The organism is Streptococcus cristatus, assembly GCF_001578775.1.
GTDB classification, from domain to species: Bacteria; Bacillota; Bacilli; order Lactobacillales; family Streptococcaceae; genus Streptococcus; species Streptococcus cristatus_A.
In genome coordinates this window covers 38,449-57,912 of sequence record NZ_KQ969064.1, presented here as the reverse complement: position 1 = coordinate 57,912, position 19,464 = coordinate 38,449, and the positions used below count along the sequence as shown (strand labels likewise).

Annotated in this window: 17 protein-coding genes; 1 reads left to right on the top strand and 16 read right to left on the bottom strand. The window is 43.5% G+C overall.

The features are described from left to right. Window positions 1–7: 7 nt before the first annotated feature. The 14 genes from SCRDD08_RS09595 to rsmH form a co-directional block, all read right to left on the bottom strand. Window positions 8–700 carry a 5'-methylthioadenosine/adenosylhomocysteine nucleosidase gene (locus tag SCRDD08_RS09595; RefSeq protein WP_061423489.1) on the bottom strand — a complete coding sequence of 231 codons (693 nt, stop codon included), beginning with the start codon at window positions 698–700 and terminating at the stop codon, window positions 8–10. An 82-nt stretch (window positions 701–782) separates the two neighbouring features. After that, window positions 783–1,094, bottom strand: a complete 312-nt coding sequence (macP, locus tag SCRDD08_RS09590) for a cell wall synthase accessory phosphoprotein MacP (RefSeq protein ID WP_005591846.1) — start codon at window positions 1,092–1,094, stop codon at window positions 783–785. A gap of 12 nt (window positions 1,095–1,106) precedes the next feature. Beyond that, complete coding sequence (locus tag SCRDD08_RS09585) at window positions 1,107–1,658, bottom strand: NUDIX hydrolase (protein WP_061423488.1); 552 nt, start codon at window positions 1,656–1,658, stop codon at window positions 1,107–1,109. An 8-nt stretch (window positions 1,659–1,666) separates the two neighbouring features. Continuing rightward, entirely contained in the window at window positions 1,667–3,046 is a 1,380-nt protein-coding gene (glmU, locus tag SCRDD08_RS09580) for a bifunctional UDP-N-acetylglucosamine diphosphorylase/glucosamine-1-phosphate N-acetyltransferase GlmU (protein ID WP_061423487.1), read from the bottom strand. A gap of 1,104 nt (window positions 3,047–4,150) precedes the next feature. Beyond that, on the bottom strand, window positions 4,151–7,603 hold the full coding sequence (locus SCRDD08_RS09570; protein WP_061423485.1) for a GBS Bsp-like repeat-containing protein: 3,453 nt from the start codon (window positions 7,601–7,603) through the stop codon (window positions 4,151–4,153). 209 nt (window positions 7,604–7,812) lie between these two features. Further along, window positions 7,813–8,724: a thioredoxin-disulfide reductase gene (gene trxB / locus SCRDD08_RS09565; RefSeq protein ID WP_061423484.1), complete on the bottom strand. Its 912-nt coding sequence runs from the start codon at window positions 8,722–8,724 to the stop codon at window positions 7,813–7,815. 67 nt (window positions 8,725–8,791) lie between these two features. Further along, window positions 8,792–9,016, bottom strand: a complete 225-nt coding sequence (locus tag SCRDD08_RS09560; protein ID WP_061423483.1) for a DUF4059 family protein — start codon at window positions 9,014–9,016, stop codon at window positions 8,792–8,794. 94 nt (window positions 9,017–9,110) lie between these two features. Next, window positions 9,111–9,854 carry an amino acid ABC transporter ATP-binding protein gene (locus SCRDD08_RS09555; protein ID WP_061423482.1) on the bottom strand — a complete coding sequence of 248 codons (744 nt, stop codon included), beginning with the start codon at window positions 9,852–9,854 and terminating at the stop codon, window positions 9,111–9,113. Beyond that, complete coding sequence (locus tag SCRDD08_RS09550) at window positions 9,854–10,660, bottom strand: amino acid ABC transporter permease (RefSeq protein WP_061423481.1); 807 nt, start codon at window positions 10,658–10,660, stop codon at window positions 9,854–9,856. Before SCRDD08_RS09550 ends, SCRDD08_RS09555 begins: the two co-directional genes overlap by 1 nt. Window positions 10,661–10,868: 208 nt before the next feature. Then, the gene (locus tag SCRDD08_RS09545; RefSeq protein WP_061423480.1) at window positions 10,869–12,212 is read right to left on the bottom strand and encodes a DEAD/DEAH box helicase; all 1,344 of its coding nucleotides are present in this window, start codon (window positions 12,210–12,212) and stop codon (window positions 10,869–10,871) included. A 100-nt stretch (window positions 12,213–12,312) separates the two neighbouring features. Continuing rightward, window positions 12,313–13,296 (bottom strand): phospho-N-acetylmuramoyl-pentapeptide-transferase, encoded by a 984-nt coding sequence (gene mraY / locus SCRDD08_RS09540; RefSeq protein WP_048764978.1) that lies wholly within the window; start codon window positions 13,294–13,296, stop codon window positions 12,313–12,315. A 1-nt stretch (window position 13,297) separates the two neighbouring features. Further along, window positions 13,298–15,583 (bottom strand): penicillin-binding protein PBP2X, encoded by a 2,286-nt coding sequence (gene pbp2x, locus SCRDD08_RS09535; protein ID WP_061423479.1) that lies wholly within the window; start codon window positions 15,581–15,583, stop codon window positions 13,298–13,300. Beyond that, window positions 15,576–15,896, bottom strand: coding sequence for a cell division protein FtsL (gene ftsL / locus SCRDD08_RS09530; RefSeq protein ID WP_005591835.1), 321 nt, complete (start codon window positions 15,894–15,896; stop codon window positions 15,576–15,578). Before ftsL ends, pbp2x begins: the two co-directional genes overlap by 8 nt. A gap of 5 nt (window positions 15,897–15,901) precedes the next feature. Continuing rightward, window positions 15,902–16,852 (bottom strand): 16S rRNA (cytosine(1402)-N(4))-methyltransferase RsmH, encoded by a 951-nt coding sequence (gene rsmH / locus SCRDD08_RS09525; protein WP_061423478.1) that lies wholly within the window; start codon window positions 16,850–16,852, stop codon window positions 15,902–15,904. A gap of 247 nt (window positions 16,853–17,099) precedes the next feature. On the opposite strand from rsmH, the gene SCRDD08_RS09520 reads away from it, so the two are divergent. Then, window positions 17,100–18,323, top strand: a complete 1,224-nt coding sequence (locus tag SCRDD08_RS09520; protein WP_061423477.1) for an MFS transporter — start codon at window positions 17,100–17,102, stop codon at window positions 18,321–18,323. Between the two features lie 53 nt (window positions 18,324–18,376). Here SCRDD08_RS09520 and htpX read toward each other — a convergent pair whose 3' ends face one another. After that, window positions 18,377–19,273: a zinc metalloprotease HtpX gene (gene htpX / locus SCRDD08_RS09515; protein WP_061423476.1), complete on the bottom strand. Its 897-nt coding sequence runs from the start codon at window positions 19,271–19,273 to the stop codon at window positions 18,377–18,379. Between the two features lie 9 nt (window positions 19,274–19,282). Next, window positions 19,283–19,464: LemA family protein (locus tag SCRDD08_RS12035; protein ID WP_231089374.1), on the bottom strand; the 182-nt coding region annotated here is incomplete at its 5' end.

The window sequence follows — 19,464 nt, the reverse complement described above, 5'->3', positions numbered from 1 at the left end:
TTTTTTTTTACTCTAAGTTATTCAATAATTGAATGAGAGTTTCAGCTGAGCGCTTGCCTGCTTCTAGGATAAATTCATCAAAAGTGATATTGGCATCATGGCTAGCTGTATCGCTCATCGCACGAATGACCATAAAAGGCAAACCAAGAGAATGCGCGGCTTGAGCAATGGCTGCTCCCTCCATCTCTACTGCCAAAACATCGGGAAAATGTTGTTTAATTTGGTCAATCTTGTCCTGCCCAGCGATAAAGCTATCTCCCGTCGCAATCAAGCCGACTTGGCTTACCTGCTGGTTCTTTTCCAGCACTGCTTTCATCTCCTCAACCAAGTAACGGCTTGCTTCATAGTAGAGGGGTTGCCGTGCCATTTGACCGTAGTCATAGCCAAAAGCTGTCACGTCCACATCATGGTAGACCAAACGATCTGCCACTACTACATCTCCGATTTCCAAGCCTGAAGCTACTGCTCCAGCGGAACCCGTATTGATGACCGCTGTCACCTCAAAATCATTGGCTAAAACAGCCACACTCATGGCTGACATGACTTTGCCGATTCCACTTTCCACCAGGACAACCTCATGATGGCCAATCCGACCAGTATGGTAGACATGCCCTAGGCGCTGGTGTTTCTCAGCCATCTCCAGATGCTCTACCAGCAGCTTCAACTCCTCAGGCATAGCCGCGATAATTCCGATTTTCATGATTCATTCTTTCCTTTTTACATTAAAAAGAGGGAGAGGAAGCAGAGTTTCATTTTCTCGTTTCCGTCACTCCCCTTCTTTATCATAGCCAAATAATGGCCGCAATTAATCCAATCAAAAGAAGCACAATCCAGAACAGGATTTTGTTTAACTTAGCCTGAAAAATACTTCGTTTTTGATTTTCGATTCGACGACTTTTGATAACTGTCGGTTCAACTTCAATCTGCAGAGTATCCTGATTGACAGCTCGCCGTGGAGCAGCATAACCAAAAGTTCCTTTTCTAGCAATAGAAATGACCTTAGTTTCTTCATCGTCCATCAGCAAGGGACCATCAATATGCTCTCCACGATTGGCCCGCTCAATGATTTCATCTGTTAATAAAGCTTTTCCCATTGATCTACGTTCCTATTTATTCAGATTTTTTTGTTGCCAGTACTGAAGGGCCATGATGGTCTTGGCATCGCAGATGTCACCGTTTTGCAGCAACTGATGTGCCTCCTCCAGACTGACCTCAAAAAGTTCCAATGTTTCATCTTCGTCTTGGGGACGAGGATTTTCGACCTTTGTTAAATGGCTGGCGCTGTAGAGCTTGATTTTTTCATTGCAAAAACCGATGGCAGAGTAGAAATCATAGACCAACTCCAACTGCCCAGTGTAGCCCGTCTCTTCTTCTAATTCGCGGAGGGCAGCCGCTTGCGGATCTGCATTCTCTCCTACCTCCAGCTTGCCAGCTGGAATCTCGTATGAAGTCGCTTCAATCGCCTTACGGTACTGCTTGACTAAAATCATCTTGTTTTCCGGAGTGATCGCAATCACAGCCACCGCTCCGTTATGAAAAATCAAATCCCGTTGGGCTTGACCTTTACCCTCTGGCAACTCTACCTGGTCCTGAACCACTTTAAAAATCGGTCCCTGATAAATCTCCGTCCGTTTGACGGTTTTTTCTTCAAATTCCATAACTGAACCTACTTGTTTTGAGGGTGATGAGGGAGACGCTTAGCATAATCTTCCTTGTTAATCTGACGACCACGTCCCAGAGCAATAGCATCTGCTGGCACGTCCTTCGTGATAGTAGAACCCGCACCGACCAGTGAGTTGTCACCAAGCTCAACTGGGGCAATAATGGTCGAGTTGGAACCGACAAAGACATTGTCACCAATGATAGTCTTGTACTTCTTCTGACCATCATAATTAACCGTAATCGTTCCCGCACCAAAGTTGACATTAGCACCGACCTCAGCATTCCCGATGTAGGTCAGATGTCCAGCCTTGGTATTTTCGCCGATAGAAGAACCCTTAACTTCAACAAAGTTGCCGACATGGACATCCTTAGCCAGACTAGAACCTGGACGAATGTGAGCGTAAGGCCCGACCGTCACTCCATCTGCAACACTAGATTCTTCAATCATAGAGCTGGTGATAACAGCTCGCTGACCAATTTCTGAATCTACAATATAAGTCCCATTGGTCAGGATCGTCTCTGCCCCAATCTTGGTTTGACCTTTCAGAGTCACGTTGGCCTCGATTTGAACTTCAGGCGCGATTTCCACATCCACATCAATATAGGTCGCATCTGGATTGACAAAGCTGACACCGTTAATCATGTGCTGCTGGTTAATCCGGCGGCGCATAATGCTTTCAGCTGTCGCCAAAGCCACGCGGTCGTTGACACCGAGACTTTCGTCAAAGTCTTTCAGCGTATAAGCACCGACTTTTTCGCCATTCTCGCGGAAAATACCAATCACATCTGTGATATAGTATTCGCCTTGAGCATTATTAGTATTGATGTTTTTGAGAGCTTCAAAGAGACGGGCATTGTCAAAGACATAAGTCCCCGTATTGATTTCCTTGATTTGCTGCTCAAAATCTGAAGCATCTTTTTGTTCAACAATTTTGATCACTTCTCCGTGCTGGTTGCGCACGATACGGCCATAGCCAAAAGGATTGTCGGCTTCAGCAGTCAGGATTGTCGCAACATTCTTGTGATTGATATGAAAATCAATCAGGTTTTTCAAGCTTTCTCCCGTAATCAGGGGAGTATCGCCAGCAATGACCAAGGTTTGACCAGTTAGATTTTCCAAAACAGGCTCGGCCATCATAACCGCGTGACCAGTTCCCAGTTGCTCAGTCTGACGGACAAACTCTGTCTGACTTGCCAAGACTTGCTCGACCAGTTCCGCCTTGTGCCCGATAACAGTAACAGTCTTCTCAGGCTCAATCGCGCTAACACTACGGAAAACGTGCTCTAGCATGGAAATTCCTGCTACCTTGTGCAATACCTTTGGTAAATCTGATTTCATGCGAGTACCCTTACCCGCAGCCAAAATAACGGCATAATTTGTCATAAATGAACTCTTTTCTCTAAGATATTACCCTTATTATACCACTAAAAGAGAATTTTTTAAAATGCTAATTGCAGAAGCAGGGAATCGCACTTAGAGAAAAAGGTCTATAGACCAAATCACTCTGCTCAATTCTCAATCTGCTCCATCCAGACCAATTCTTTAAACTTCTTCTAGCGGGCTAAGAACTTTTTTTCTTCGTTTATACTAGCTTTTGATAGCAGCGAATGACCAGCAAACTGTTCTCCTTAAACACTATAGGTCTTTTGCTTCTATTATCAAAATTTTAATGGCGATTACACATTTAAAATTGATAAGTAAAGAAATATTTGCTATAATGACATAAAATCAAATATTCACCCCTGCCTTATGAAGTGCAGGAAACTCTCAAATCTGCTAGGACAATACTATTATTATGTGATCCACTGTGGAATGATACGATCCAAGGATTGTGAGCTCCACTGTCTAGTTTTCTTGTTTTTATCTGGCTAATTATATATTTAAACTTGTAAGGAGATCTTAGTTATGATCTTTACTAAAAATCGCAAGAAGAGAGATGAATACTACCAACAGATTGATAGGATCTATAATAACGATAGTATCATCATTAGCTCAAAGCTACGGGAAGAGCTCCTAACTAGTGCCAAAGGGCTACAGAAGGGGGACCAAATTAGTTATTTGGCATTTAAGTTGTATCCTTTTGTATGTGACGAGGTGCTCAAGAATAAGTCCGATGAATTGATCGCATTCAAAAAATACCTTGAAAAAACAAGATGGAAATATTATTGGGGAAGTGTGCTCGGAATGGCATTCGTTAGGACATAAGTTGCAACTGGCACTTTTGAAAGTATTCAAGATGAAGATGCAATCATCTTCCAATATGATAAGACGATAAAAACTCATAGAATCTCCAAGTAGGGCTGTTAGTCTAACGACTTACAGTATACACAAGTTGAGACTCTGTGAGTTTTTTTCTTGTACGATATTTGCAATCTAGCCATAAAAAGAGGCTGGAACTCTTTTGTCCCAACCTCCTGAATGTAGGTACTGTTAGCATACTAAAATGTGCTAAAGTCCCATATAAATTGCTTTGTGACCAGCTGCAATCTAAGCTCTCACAGAGATAAATGGTGAACCTTCTGTATTATCTTCAGGCGCTCCGCTCTTTGAACCAAAGATATAATCCACTGAGTACCAACCGTTATTATTAGCATTATAAGGATCATAGACCTGTGTTTGGCCATTTTGATAGCCTCTTAAGACTATCTCATGGGTAACAGGATAGCTAGCAAAGACGCTATTACCAACAGCCGCCATGACATGATGGCCTGCTGCCAAAGCTTCTTTAAGTGCTGCTGATGAATGCAAGACATCTGTGGTCAGTCCCCAGTTTTGTGCCCCTTGGACAATCCCCTTACTTGACGTTCCAAATAGACCATTTTTGTTAAAGGAGTCCGTATGATGATAAAGGAAGTCCGCTACGGTTGTTGGTAAAACAGTTTGACCTGTAATACCAGAAATAGTCATTGCTAATGTGGTAGGAACACAGCCAGTAGCTGCTAAATTATATTTTCCATAATATAAACCAGCCCATCTAGGATCACGTTGTGAATAATATGGCGTATCATAAACTCCTCTGCTGACTGTTGTAGTCGTTCCACCAACGCCTACCAAACTACCATCATTTTGAACATAATAGAGGTGAATATTGTATTCCCCAGTAGAATATTTATGACTAGAGGTGCGTACTAGGGCCTTATAACTACCATCCGCTTGCCTTTGAGCCCGATACCAAACAATGTCATCCTGACCATTGACACTTGACCAAGTTGGCAATTTGACTTCCTTGACTCCTTTTGGACTATAAACATTGGTCACTACAACTTCAAACGTGCCTAATCGAGGATTATTATTTTTAATGGTGATTTGACCCGTTGGCTTAATGTGTTCTGAAGCTACATTCGCTGTTGTCTTCGTGCCTCCAACCCCGACCATACGGCCATTATTCTGAACATAGTAGAGGTGGATATTGTATTCACCTGTAGAATACTTGTGGTCACGTAGATTGACCTGTGCCTTATAAGTACCATCAGCTTGCTTGACTGCTGTGTACCAAATAATGTCGTCCTGACCGTTAGCACTTGACCAAGTTGGCAATTTGACTTCCTTGACTCCATAAGCATTCTCGACTTCAGAAACCACCACTTCAAAGGTACCTGTCTGTTGATTATTGTTCTGGATGGTCAGCTTACCTTTCGGGGTTCCTAGAGATACTGTCGTCTTGGTTCCTCCAACTCCGACCAACTGGCCATTATTCCCTACATAATAGAGATGAACATTATACTCACCTGTAGAATATTTATGGTCGCTCGCCTTAATATTCATCTTGTAGGTACCATCAGCTTGCTTGACTGCTCGATACCAGATAATATCGTCCTGACCATTAGTGCTAGACCAAGTTGGCAGAAGCACTTCACGAACTCCCTCTGGACTGCTCACTCCGCTCACGACAACATCAAAACTACCTGTTGTTGGATTGTTATTGGCAATCGTGAGAGTTCCCTTTGGTTTAGCAACAGAAACAGTGGTTGTTGTGCCACTAACCCCAATCATCTGGCCATTATCTTGAAGATAGTAGAGGTGGATATGATACTCACCAGTGGACATCTTATGGTTGCGGGCTTGAATGCTAGCCCTGTAGGTGCCATCGGACTGCTTGGTGGCTGTATACCAAACAATATCATCTTGGCCTTTATCACTAGACCAAATCGGCAGATGCACGCTCTTGACACCAAAAGGACTGACAACATCAGACACAACAACATCGAAGCTGCCCGTATCCGGATTATTGTTTTCAATTTCCAAGCTTCCTTTAGGCTTGGCTGCTAAACTGAACTGGGTACCTGCTACACCGACTAGTTGGCCGTCATCTTGGATATAGTAAAGATGAACAGTATAGTCTCCCAAAGAATATTTGTGATCGCGAGCCTGAATGCGAGCTCGATAAGTACCATCAGACTGTTTGATTGCTGTATGCCAGACTAGATCATCTTGACCTTTATCGTTAGACCAAGTCGGCAGCTTGACTTCCTTGACACCAAAAGGATTGGAAGCGTTAGAGACAACGACATCAAAGCTACCAGTAGCTGGATCGTTGTTCTCAATTTTCAAGGTTCCTTTAGGGTGAGATAGGCTAACTATTGTTCGAGTACCCCCTACACCAACCAGCTGACCATCATCTTGAATATAGTAGAGATGGACATTGTATTCGCCTGTTGATTTCTTATGATTTACTGCTTTGACGGTTGCCCGATAGGTACCATCCGCCTGCTTGACTGCTGTGTACCAGATCAGGTCATCTTGACCTTTATCACTGGACCAGGTCGGTAACTTGACTTCCTTGACGCCATAAGGACTGGAAACACCAGAAACAACAACATCGAAACTACCTGTATCTGGATTATTGTTTTCAATTTTCAGCGTTCCTTTAGGCTGAGCCTTAGAAACTGTAGTCGTTGTACCACCTACACCGACCAACTGGCCATTATCCTGAACATAATAGAGATGGATATTGTACTCACCTAGAGAGTTCTTGTGGTGAGAAGCTTTTACTGTGACAGTGTAATTGCCATTGGTCTGGCGCTGCGCCTCATACCAGACTAAATCGTCTTGACCATTGACACTAGACCAAACAGGAACAACAACTTTTTTCACACCATAAGGATTAGAAACTCCTGAGACAACAACATCGAAACTGCCTGTATCTGGATTATTATTGACAATATCAATTTTTCCTTGTGGTTTGCCGATGGTAACAGTTGTTTTTGTACCGCCTACACCGACCAACTGATTATCTTCCAAGAGATAATAGAGGTGGATATTGTACTCACCTGTGGACATCTTATGATCACGAGCTGTAACGCTAATTTTATAGGTGCCATCCACTTGTCGTTTAGCATCGTACCAGATAATATCATCCTGACCATTCACGCTAGACCAAGTTGGTAGGGCGACTTTTTTGATGGGCTTAGGAGATGAAATGTTGGTTACATACACATCGAAGGTACCCGCATTTGGATCAACATTTGTAATATTGATAGTGCCTTGAGGCTTGTCATCAACTGCACGAGAAACTCTCGCTTTTGGCTCAGATTCTGCCCTTGTTTCTGCTTCTTGTGGCTTATCAGAAGAAGCTGTCACAGATCTAAATGAAGCTCTCCCTGAAGAAATGTCTTCAGAAGGGACTGTTGCCAAATCGTTCTTAGGCTGTTCAATCGGCGAGTTACCCTCCTTTTCAGAGGAACTTGAAGCGACTTTTTCGTCTTTGCCTAAAGAAGCTTCAGATACACCACTATCTTTCTTTGTCTCAGAATCTACTTCTGAAGGCTTGCTAGCTGGTTCAGACTGTTTAGAAGCATCTCGATTAGTCACAGCAACTGAAGGCTCCGTTTGCTGCCTATCATTTGCTGCTTGATTTGTTTCGTCAGCAAAAACGCTATTAGCACTGGCTGCTAATAAAATAGCTGTACTAGCTAGATAAACTAATCCTTTTGTTTTCATACGCTTTCTCCATCCTTTTTAGAGTTGCACACCTTTATTGTAGCATAATAGGATAATTATTACAAATTGGTAACAAATTTGTTTCGCTTAATCCAAAACTGAATCGAAACCTATTCTTTCTATTATGTAATTCGTAAACAAAAATAAAAAAGAGATGGGAAAGATCAAAAATAAATCATTTTTTGATCTTATTCCCATCCTCTTCCTCTTTAATGCTCAGTAATGTATTTATAAACTTCTTGGCCTGCTACTGCTCCGTCTCCAACGGCTGTGGTGATTTGGCGCAGGTCTTTCTGACGAACATCACCAATAGCATAAATGCCGTCAATAGCCGTTTTCATATGTTGATCCGTGACAACCCAACCAGCTTCATCGCAAATACCCAGATCTTTGACAAAATCGCTAACAGGATCTAGGCCGACATAAACAAAGACGCCACCAAAGTCTGACTCGCTGCTTTGCCCCGTTTTTACATTTTCAAAAACCACACTGGTTACCCTGCGGTCGTCTCCTTTGATTTCTTTTACGACGGAATCCCAGATAAAACTGATTTTTTCATTGGCAAAGGCCCGCTCCTGCAAGAGCTTTTGCGCCCGCAATTGGTCACGACGGTGAACAATGGTCACAGACTTTGCAAAGCGCGTGAGGAAAATCGCTTCTTCAACGGCAGAATCGCCGCCTCCGACCACTAAGAGATCCTCATCACGGAAAAAGGCACCGTCGCAGACCGCACAGTAGGAAACGCCACGACTATTGTATTCTTCCTCGCCAGGAACTCCTAGATGACGATGGTTGGCACCAGATGCTAAAATCACTGTCTTAGTCTCAAATACTTCGTCCTCAGTAATGATTTTCTTATAGTCGCCATGGTCTTCAATTTTTTCAACCTGACCAAATAGATGCTCTACGCCTAGATTTTCTAAGGGTTCAAACATTTTCTCAGCCAGCTCTGGTCCGCTGATACGGGCATACCCGGGATAATTTTCAATCTCCGCAGTATTATTCATCTGTCCGCCATAAATACCGCGTTCAAGTAGGGCCACTTTAAGATTACTTCTAGCTGCATAGAGGGCTGCTGTCATTCCCGCAGGACCAGCTCCAATAATCATTGTATCGTACATCATCTTTTCCTTTCTCTTTGTTGTAACTACTTTTATTCTAACAAACTAACTAATCTTTTACAAGTATTTAAGCTTTAAGAACAACCAGTAAACCAAAAATCGCAAAAGACAAAATTGGAATCGTCATAATTGTAATCAAAAGAAGATCGTAAATTTGGCTTTGGCCTACCGCAAGCGTTCGATCCTTACGACCAAGTCTCTGCAATAGAAGCCAAAAGCCATCGGCAAGTCCTACCAGAATCGTCGTATAGATGAGACTTTGGATATAGAGAGAAAAAATCTTAATTAACATGTCAGCTCCTAAATAATCAGTTGCCTTAAAAAGGTTCTAGTCGAAAACAAACCCAGCTGGTCTAGCCAACTGAGCTTTCACTTTTTCTATTATATCAAATATAAGTCCGTTTGTAACTAGCAAAGAATTCTTTGGTTCTAGCTTCCTTGGGATAGTTGATAATCTCCTCTGGACTACCTGACTCGATAATATGTCCCTTATCCAAGAAAAGCACCCGATCTGCTACCTGAGAAACAAAAGATATATCGTGGCTGACCAGAATCATGGTTTGTCCTGCTTTAGCAGCATCGGCAATGGATTTCTCTACCTCACCGACTAGCTCTGGGTCAAGGGCTGAGGTCGGCTCATCCAGCAAGAGAACATCTGGCTTCATGGCCAAGGCCCGCGCCAAAGCCACCCGCTGTTTTTGACCGCCTGATAAATGCTTAGGATAATGATTCTCACGATCAGACAGGCCCACCTTTGCCAACTCTTCCTTGGCGATTTTAGTCGCTTCTTGGTCAGACAAGTTCTTGACTACCAGCAAACCTTCCTTGACATTTTCCAGAGCCGTCCGACGGGAAAATAAATTAAACTGTTGGAAAACCATGGCCAATTTTCGACGCAGCGTCAAGATTTCATCTGGTGAAATAGTTGAAAAATCCACCTTGAAGTTATCAATTTCAATCCTTCCGCTGTCTGGCTGCTCCAGATAATTAAGGCTGCGCAGGAAGGTTGATTTACCAGCACCTGAGGAGCCTATTAGAGCAATGACTTCGCCTTTTTGAATTTCCAAATTTAGATTATCCAAGACCTTTTGGCCAGAAAATTCCTTACTTAACTGGGAAATTTTAATCATCAAATCCTACCTCCTTGCGCTTGCTCCATTTTATCCAGATTGGCTGGCGCCTTGATATCCATAGCTTTTTCAATCGCACGGCCAATTTGCTCAATCACGATATTGACAATCCAGTAAATAATGGAAACGGAAATAAAGCGCTCAAAATAACGATAATCAGAGCCACCGATAGCCTGAGCCTTGGCAAAGACTTCTACGACGCCCGCACTAAAGGCCAGAGATGTTCCCTTTGTCAAGCCAATAAGGGAGTTGATCAGAGTCGGTGTTGCCACAACTGCTGCATTAGGAATGATGACCCGCAGATAAACTTGGCGATTGGTCATTCCCAGACTGCGAGCCGCTTCAATCTCACCCGGATCTACCGAAAGAATGGCTGCCCGAATCGTCTCACTGGCATAGGCTGCTTCATTGAAAGCAAAGGCAATAATTGCAAAGACTGAGGCAGGAATAGCATTGATATTAAAAGCTGTCCCATATTTTTGATTGATAGCTTTCAGCAGGAGCGGAATCCCAAAATAAGTCAACATGAGCTGAACCAAAAGGGGCGTCCCACGGAGGAAGCTCACAAAGAAAGCCTGAATAGGATACAAAATTCTTGTGCGGTTAATCTTAACCACTGCGAAAATCATGGCCAAGATGATGCCAAAAAATGCCCCACCCAGCGTCAACAAAAGTGTGACAGGCAAGGTTTTCAGAATTACTGGAATGGCATCAAAAACAGCCCGTAAACTAAATAATTTGCCGTCTGGCAGGAGCTTCAAAAGCTCTTCATACCAGTTTGCAGCTAGGATATAAGTTGTAAACATTTCAATTACTTCTCTTTCTCGATAATGCATTATTCTATCATAATTTGACCCAGATGCAAACTATTTGGCATCAAGAATAGATAATCTTTAAACCTTTAATAGCTAAGTGGGAAATGATAATAAAATAGACCAGTAATCCTAGTCTATCATAGTTTCACTGGTCTTTAAAATATAATTTTTCTATATCTGCCATAAAAAGAATTTATGGCTAGAATGTCTGGCGCTTAGCCTTGCGTTCTGCTCGACCACGTGCACGATTTTCAACTCTCTTGGTCTTGCGGCGCTTTTCATTAACCGCCCATTGGATTTTCTTCTTATAGCCTGGCTTGATTTTTTTCTTTTTCTTCTTGACTAGACCAATCATTTCTGTGTCCAGCTTCTCCTTGGTCTTCTCCCGATTAGCACGGCGATCCCGGTCGTAGGTATCTTGAAATTCCCCATTTTTGATCATCTTAGGAGTAAACTTGATGCCCAGCTTTTCCAACTCTCGAATATCGGAATCATCACTCGGCTGATAGAGGGTAATGGCTGTGCCGGGAAGACCATTTCGTCCCGTCCGACCAACTCGGTGGACAAAGAAAGACAAATCCTGCGGAATGGCATCATTGATGACATGGCTGACGCCCTCGATGTCAATCCCTCGAGCTGCCAAGTCTGTCGCTACGATGTATTCAAAATCAAGATTCTTGACCTGATTCATGATGCGCTTGCGCTCCCGTGGTGGGATATCACCGTGAATCTTGGCCACTTTTAGACCTTGCGCAGTTAGATAGGCCTGCAATTCATCCGCTCGAGTCTTAGTATTGACGAAAATCATCGCCAGATAAGGCTGGAGAAGCTGACTAATTTCATAAATCTGAGCATTCTTATCCCGCCCCTTGGTTGACAGGAGCCAGTTATCAATGGTATCGGCAATCACCGTCTTAGTCTTAATCTGCTCCATGACCGGATTAGATAGGTATTTTTTCAAGAAAGGCTGGAGCTTCTGCGGAATGGTAGCCGAGAAAACTAAAAACTGCAAGTCTTTAGGCAAGCGAGCCGCAATCCGGTCGACCGTCTCCAAAAAGCCCATATCAAGCGTCATATCAGCCTCGTCCACGACAAAAGTATGAGCCTTGTGGATGGCCAAATCACCTGATTCAACCAAGTCATAAATCCGCCCCGGCGTTCCAATAACGATATGGGGCTGGCTGGACTCTAGCTTGCCAATCTGACGAGCCTTGTCAGTTCCGCCGACATAGTTGGTCACTCGAATCTCTTGCTCTGAAAAGCTAGCCAGCTGACGGGCTGCCTGATAGATCTGGGTTGCTAATTCTCGGCTGGGTGCTGTAATCACCGCTTGAACACTGTCCGCCTCTTCATCTAATTGCTGGAAGATAGGCAGCAAGAAGGTGTGAGTTTTACCTGATCCGGTTTTGGACTCCCCGACCAAGTCTCGGCCAGATAATACCACCGGAATCAGCTTTTCTTGAACCTCCGTCGCCTCCACAAAGTTCAGGTCCTTGAGGGCTGCCTGAATATAATCTTTAAAGTTAAATTCTGTAAATTTCATTTTTTCCTCTGTTTACTCTTAATCCTATCTATTATACCAAAAAAATATCTTTTCTGCTCGGCTCAGGACAAGAAAAGGCGGGCTTACACCCACCTTCATATTACAAATATAGAATGGCCAAAGTCAGCAAGCTAGCTAAGAGGCCTACGCCCCAGAAGAAGAAGTCGACCTTCCATTCACTCCAAGGCTGGCCATGACCAGAAAAGCCACCAAGCTCAAAGTGGTGATGGACTGGCGTCATACGGAAAATCCGCTTACCACCCGTCAGCTTGAAGTAAGTCACCTGCATCATAACAGAAGTCGTTTCAAATACATAGACGATTCCGATGAGAAGCAAGGTCCACTCTTGGTGCAAGGCAATGGAGAGGGCTGCAAGCATACCACCCAAGGCAAGACTACCCACGTCCCCCATAAAGATTTTAGCCGGCTTATGGTTAAAGACAAAAAAGCCTAGCAAACCACCAATCATGCTGATAATGACAATCAGAAGGTCAAAGCGCTTCTGCTCCAGAGCAATGACACCGTAGGCCACCAAGCTGATCGCAACAGAGATACTAGCCAAGCCATCAATTCCGTCAGTCAAATTGACAGCGTTGGAGAAACCAACCAGCCAAAAGAGGACAAAGAAGATATAGAGGAAGCCTAGCTGCACTGGAATCGTAAAGACGTTGAGAGAGTCACCTGCCCCGTGCTGATTGTAGAAGAAGTAAAAGATAACTCCCCCCACCAGCTGCAGAGCTAGTTTCTGTTTAGGATTCAGGCCTTCGTTGATCTTACGGAAGACCTTGAGGAAATCATCCAAAAAGCCAACGATTCCGTAGAGAACCAAGATAAAGAGAATCATAATCAAGCCATTGGATAGTTGTTGGGAAAGCAAAGCTGTCACAAAACTAGCCAAAACAGAAGCAACCAGAAAGACGGTTCCCCCCATCGTCGGCGTTCCAGCCTTAGCCTGATGCTGCTTAACATCCTCGTGCATTTGCTGGCCTGAAATATGAGCCTTGTGATAAAAACGGATAAAGGCAGGAATCCCAACAAGGGTTAGGATAAAGGTCAGAATTCCTGCAATAATTGCTGTTAACATGCTAGTCTCCCAATGTAACGGTTATTTTTTTCAATTTTTTCAGGTCTGTATTGACCTTTTCCTTCTGTTTGACAACTTTTGAGCCTTTGCCTTTAAAATTGACTTCCAGCCCTTGCCATTCAGCAAATTGCTCCACATTTTCCTTGGTCCAGCCATACATATCTGGCAAATCTTCAAAGTTATCACTTAAAATCAAAATCTGTTGATTGGCTTTTAGTTCTTGCCCTTCTTTTACAGAAATCTTCTTGATTTCACTACCTGTTCCTAAAATGACGGGCTGCACTAGATTGCGGCGAAGCTCGTCAGCCAAGCCTCCTGGGCTAATTTGATCTTTTAACTTCAGTTGTTTGGTCAAACCATTGATAGATGGCATTTTGTAGGTTGTTTCTTTTTCAACCAATTCCAAAGCAGGGCTATCGCCAGTTAGATTCAAGCTATCTTTAAGTGCCACAGCTTCTTCCAAGACTGGATTGACAACTTCCTGCCAGAAAAGTGGTGAAAATTTAACTTCAGGCTGCTGAACAGTAACATACATAATGAAATCAGGACTTTCAGCTGGCGTCATGGCTACCACGGAGTAAATGTAATTATTCTCCCCTTCCAAATAGCCCTTATTTGACGCAATCTCGGCTGTTCCGGATTTCACGGCCACATCTTGCCCAGAAACCTTGATAACCGGTTCTCCGCCGATATTCAGTGTTCCATAATAAGGGACCGTTCCAACCTGAATCATATAGTCCCGAGTCGTTTTCGCTGCTTTTCCTGAAACTGGATGACCAACGATTTCTGGCTGGGATTTACGGGCACTACCCGTTCGTGAATCATAAATAGCAGAGATAAATTTCGGCTCTAACATAACACCATCATTTGAAATAGCCGAAAAGGCACGTAACATCTGCACTTGGGTTACCCCAATCCCTTGTCCAAAGGAACTCATAGCAATGGTTACAGCATTGTCTGTAGGCAAGGCACCATATTCTTCATAGCCCATACCAAAACGAGTCGGTAAGCCAAATTTGAATTTTGATAGATAGTCTATCCACTTGGCATCTCCCATGTCTTGCTCAATGCGTGTCATCCCAACATTACTAGAGTAAGTAAAACCTTGAGCATAGGTCAGGACTTGTCCTGTTGATAACCCCATGTTTACATCCCAGTCGCGGATGGTAGCATCTGCAATCTTATATTCCGAGTTATCGTATGTTCCGGTTGGATTAAAGGATCCATTATCAATCGCTGAGGCTAGAGTCATAACTTTCATCGTTGATCCAGGCTCATACTGCGTCTGGTAAAGGAAATTATTCCAAGTTTTCAAATGATCTACATTCAGACCCTCTTTGGTATCCGCATTATAAGTCGGACGCTGAGTCGTTGCTAGAATCTCGCCTGTCTTAGCACTGACCAAAGTCGCACTGACAAATTTTCCTTTAGCTGTTTCTTGGAAGGCATCCATCCGCGTTTCCAAGTATGTCTGTAGCTGGGCAGAGAGGGTTGTATACACATCTTTTCCGTCTTCTGTCTTAACAGAAACTTCCTCTGAACCTGGGATGATGTTCCCTTTGCTATCTTTTTCATAGGTAACCAGACCATTCTGACCACCTAAGATACGGTCTAGCGACTGCTCCATACCGGATTTCCCTACAAGAGTTTTGTTACCATCTTTATCCTCTTGCATCTGAGCCTGACCGATAAATTGCGAAGCAAAGATACCGTTACTATAGCTGCGGTTAGGGCTAGTTGTGAAATCAATTCCCTCTATCTTTTCCTTCTCCATCGCTTGTCGGATAGAGGTCATAGTACTATAAGTGATCCCATTTCCTTGAGAACCAAAAGAAACCTGCTTTAAATCCTTTTGCGCAAGCTGCTGCTTAACATAGTCCTTATCCATTCCTAGATGTTGATTAAGAATCTCAGCAACCTTTTCATACTGGGATTCCTCTACATAGAGGACTTTGCCAGCGGCGGATTTGTAATTTTTATCAATAACGGCATAAATGTTATAGGTCGTTGCATCTTCAGCGATCGGGACACCGTTGCGGTCATAGATGGTTCCTCGCTTGGCAGCGACCACGACTGTCTTTTGGTGTACTTGCTTAGCACCTTTTGACAAATTAACACCAAATTTCTGATCTGTCCCGATAATCGTCGCAAAATTAATTAAGAAAATGAAAAAAAGAAAGACAGCTAAGGCACTCATGCTTTTTCCCACTCTTCTTCGATTGTATTCGGGTGTCTGTCTATTTTTTAAAGCATATCGCTGAATGTTTTTTAAAAATCTATTACTCATTGGTTGTACTCACTGTCTTACGATTTCCTTTTTGGAGTTTCATATCCTGAGAGCTGGCCAACTGGGACAGCCTTTCATAACGTGTCAATTCATTCACTTCTTGCTTAATATTATCCAATTCAGCCTGCTCTGACTCAATCTGAGCATTAACTTCAGTCAAATCATGATTGACCTGCAGCAGCTTGGTCTGCATAAACACAATACTGACTGCAAGGATAATCGCTGTTAAAATAATGGAGCCATAGAAGGCTTTTTCGACTCGAGAAAATTTCCGAATCCGTTTTTGAATAGGGTGTTGCTTTCTTTCTGCCATGAAACTTACTCATGCACCTTCCTAGCCACGCGCAATTTCGCAGAATGGGCGCGATTATTGGCTTCTAATTCTTCTTTGCTTGGTAAAATGGGTTTGCGTGAAACTAACTCCAGCTTGGGCTGCAAATCATCTGGAATGAAAGGCAGACCTTTGGGAACATCTACGGTTGAGGCCTCTTTAAACAGTTGCTTAGTCAGGCGATCCTCCAGCGAATGAAAAGTAATCACTGAAATACGACCACCTACAGCTAATAAGTCAATAGCCTGCTGAATGGATTCATCGGCCGCCCCCAACTCGTCATTGACTTCAATCCGAATAGCCTGAAAAATCTGCTTGGCTGGATGGCCTTTTTTCTTCAGTTCCTTAGCAGGTTTGGCTGATTTGATAATCTCGGCCAGCTCTGTCGTCGTTTCGATGGGCTTGATTGCTCTCGCCTGCTCGATCTTACGGGCAATCTGCTTGGAAAACTTATCTTCGCCATATTTGAAAAAAATACGGACTAGGTCCTTGTAAGGATAGTGATTCACAACTTGGTAAGCTGTCAAGGCAGCTTCTTGATTCATCCGCATATCCAACAGAGCGTCCTGTTTATAAGAAAAACCGCGCTCCCGCTCATCCAGCTGCGGACTAGATACGCCCAAGTCATAACAAATTCCATCAATCTTCTCGACCCCTACTTCATTCAAACGAGTCTTGAGATTGCGGAAATTATCCTTGATAAAGGTCACCATGCCCCGCTCAATATAGGGAGCCAGACGTTTTTTGGCATTGTCAATCGCAGTTTGATCCTGGTCAAAGGCATACAAATGCCCCTTGTCTCCCAGCTTGCTCAAAAGATACTCGCTGTGACCAGCTCCGCCCAAGGTCGCATCAACATAGATGCCATCTGGTCGAACATCAAGCTGGTCAATCGTTTCATGAAGAAGTACAGTAATGTGATGAAATTCTTTTGTCATATCTTATCTATTATATCACATTCATGTATAAAAAAAAATCTAAAAGAATATATCAGCTTTTGACAGGCTACCTTATAGCTTTTGCAAGTCACTTTTAGAAATCTACCACTTAGCTTACCAGCTTCTACCAGTCAGCGAAAGGGCCTTGCGGGCATGCCACATTTTGCTATAATCATAACTACCAATGCATTGCGAGTTGGAATTCTTTCACATTCCGAAATTGATTCGTCCCCAAAGGAGATTTATTATGAAACTTGCTTTAAAAAATAGACTATTTGCCTTCATCAGTCTGTCACGGATATTTAATATCCTAGGCTCTTCTATCTATAATATCGTCTTTATCGTATTTGCTTCTAGCATGCCCCAACCTAAGTTTGCCGTTGGTATTGCCAATTTTATCGTTCTTGTTCCTACCTTTTTCACAGTCTTTGTCGGGATGAAAGCTGATAAAACCCGTCAAAAGGCTCGCTGGCTTATTCATCTAGGTTATCTGCAGGCCTTCCTCTTCATCTTAGTCGCCCTCCTGACCAAGTCTACCTCCTACCTAGCCTTTGCTACCGTCTGCTTTCTCAATATCTTTTCTGACATTATCAGCGACTATCGCAGTGGCTTACAGATGCCTATCTTACAGAAAAATATAGAAGAGAAAGATTTGATGGAAGCTTACTCTTTCACTCAACTTCTCACTTTTTTGGGAAATTTTGCTGGGCAAGCTCTAGGAGTCTGGTTACTTAGTATCAGCCAGCAGAATTTCGCTATGGTCGCCCTCATCAATGCCCTCTGCTTCCTGCTCTCCTCAAACACTCTCTATCTGATTCGCCAAAAACTTACCCATGATGCTCCTGCTGTTGCAGAGGAAAAGCTTCCTTTCAAAAAACAAATGAAAGACCTTTACCAGAATGTCCAAATGATTTTTGAACAAGAAAAAATCGGAAACTTCTTGCTAGTGCTGCTTCAAGTCCTCCTCTTAAACGCACTGGCCGGCTCCATCATGGGACTCTATAATCTCTATTTATTGGATCACCCATTTTGGGGACTAAACCTGAGCCAGTCTCTGCTCATTATCGAGTCCTGCACAGTGGTTGGGATTATCTCTGCCAGTGCCTTCTCAAATGATTATTTTTCCAAGCTCTCCCTGATTCGACTCGTCGTTTGGTGCTCGCTAGCTCTCCTCCTCTTAGGCATCAGCAATTTACTCCAAGCTCCTGCTCTCTTAGGAATTTTCTTTCTTACCTTTCTCATGTACATCTCTGGAAAAATCAATCCTAAAATCAACAGCATGCTGCTGAGTAAACTTCCTCCAGAAGTATTAGCCCAAACCTCCAACTTTCTCACCATGCTCTTTACCTTTTCCATTCCGCTAGGAAGCATGCTTTTCACTAGTCTCGGCCTTTGGAATATGGGAAGCGCTTGGTTGGTCTTCTCTCTGCTTGGTAGTGTCTGCCTTCTGCTCAGCCTCAAAAACAACTAGAGTAAAAACCGTCGCAATTCCATACAAAAAAGAAGGAAGCCTCGGCTTCCTTCTTACATATTTTTCAATCTTTCTATCCGATCGGAAATTGGTGGGTGAGTGTAGAAGAGTTTTTGCAAGCCACCCTTTTTCTTCGGATCATTGATGTAGAGAGCTGCACTGGCGTCATCTACATGGTGCTCCATGGGCTGGCTATTGTCTAACTTCAGCAGGGCATTGATCATGCCCTTAGGATTGCGGGTCAACTCAACACTTGAAGCATCTGCTAGGTACTCACGTTGACGAGAAATGGCCAACTGCACCAATGTTGCAGCAAGCGGCGCCAAAAGAAGAGCTAGTAGAGAGACAATCATCAAAACAATTCCTAAGCCATTGTCATTGTCCCGATCGCTTCGTCGACGGCTGCCACCGCCAAACCACATCATGCGCCCAGCCATGCTAGACAGCATTGTGACAGCACTTGTAAGCGCCACTGCAATCGTCGAAATGCGAATATCATAATTACGAATGTGACTGACTTCATGCCCCATCACACTTTCAAGCTCCTCTCGATTCATAAGAGCAAGCAATCCAGTTGTCGCAGCCACGGCCGCATTCTCAGGCTTTGAGCCAGTCGCAAAGGCATTAGGCGAGGCATCTTCTACGATGTAGACCCGAGGCATAGGAATCTGTGCCACCATGGCCATATCCTGCACAACGTGATAGAGTTCAGGCGCCTCCTGCTCGGAAACTTCCCTCGCACCGTTCATTGACATGACAATCTCGGTGGACTGAAAAATCATACTGACAGCATAAATACCACCGATGATGAAAGCAATGGCCATCCCACCAAAGGGAGAATCGAGCCAAAGATAGCCGACAGCAGCCCCAATCAAAGCTAAAAGAGCAAAGAAGGCGACGAGGAGAACCCAAGTACGCCTTTTATTGCTGGCAATTTGGTCAAACAACATAGTCGCCACCTACCCCAAATCGCTAAAATCCACTTTAGGAACAGCCTTTTCTTCCTCTGGTGTCTTCAAGAAGTCTGCTGCTTTGAAGCCAAACATACCTGCAATGACATTGCTTGGGAAAGTCTCCATTTTGACATTGTAGTTGCTGGTTACTGAATTGTAAAGCTGACGAGAATAAGCAATCTTATTTT

Bases quoted from the DNA above. Each gene is read 5' to 3' on its own strand.
- SCRDD08_RS09595 (WP_061423489.1), bottom strand. From the start codon at position 700: ATGAAAATCGGAATTATCGCGGCTATGCCTGAGGAGTTGAAGCTGCTG.
- macP (WP_005591846.1), bottom strand. From the start codon at position 1,094: ATGGGAAAAGCTTTATTAACAGATGAAATCATTGAGCGGGCCAATCGT.
- SCRDD08_RS09585 (WP_061423488.1), bottom strand. From the start codon at position 1,658: ATGGAATTTGAAGAAAAAACCGTCAAACGGACGGAGATTTATCAGGGA.
- glmU (WP_061423487.1), bottom strand. From the start codon at position 3,046: ATGACAAATTATGCCGTTATTTTGGCTGCGGGTAAGGGTACTCGCATG.
- SCRDD08_RS09570 (WP_061423485.1), bottom strand. From the start codon at position 7,603: ATGAAAACAAAAGGATTAGTTTATCTAGCTAGTACAGCTATTTTATTA.
- trxB (WP_061423484.1), bottom strand. From the start codon at position 8,724: ATGTACGATACAATGATTATTGGAGCTGGTCCTGCGGGAATGACAGCA.
- SCRDD08_RS09560 (WP_061423483.1), bottom strand. From the start codon at position 9,016: ATGTTAATTAAGATTTTTTCTCTCTATATCCAAAGTCTCATCTATACG.
- SCRDD08_RS09555 (WP_061423482.1), bottom strand. From the start codon at position 9,854: ATGATTAAAATTTCCCAGTTAAGTAAGGAATTTTCTGGCCAAAAGGTC.
- SCRDD08_RS09550 (WP_061423481.1), bottom strand. From the start codon at position 10,660: ATGTTTACAACTTATATCCTAGCTGCAAACTGGTATGAAGAGCTTTTG.
- SCRDD08_RS09545 (WP_061423480.1), bottom strand. From the start codon at position 12,212: ATGAAATTTACAGAATTTAACTTTAAAGATTATATTCAGGCAGCCCTC.
- mraY (WP_048764978.1), bottom strand. From the start codon at position 13,296: ATGTTAACAGCAATTATTGCAGGAATTCTGACCTTTATCCTAACCCTT.
- pbp2x (WP_061423479.1), bottom strand. From the start codon at position 15,583: ATGAGTAATAGATTTTTAAAAAACATTCAGCGATATGCTTTAAAAAAT.
- ftsL (WP_005591835.1), bottom strand. From the start codon at position 15,896: ATGGCAGAAAGAAAGCAACACCCTATTCAAAAACGGATTCGGAAATTT.
- rsmH (WP_061423478.1), bottom strand. From the start codon at position 16,852: ATGACAAAAGAATTTCATCACATTACTGTACTTCTTCATGAAACGATT.
- SCRDD08_RS09520 (WP_061423477.1), top strand. From the start codon at position 17,100: ATGAAACTTGCTTTAAAAAATAGACTATTTGCCTTCATCAGTCTGTCA.
- htpX (WP_061423476.1), bottom strand. From the start codon at position 19,273: ATGTTGTTTGACCAAATTGCCAGCAATAAAAGGCGTACTTGGGTTCTC.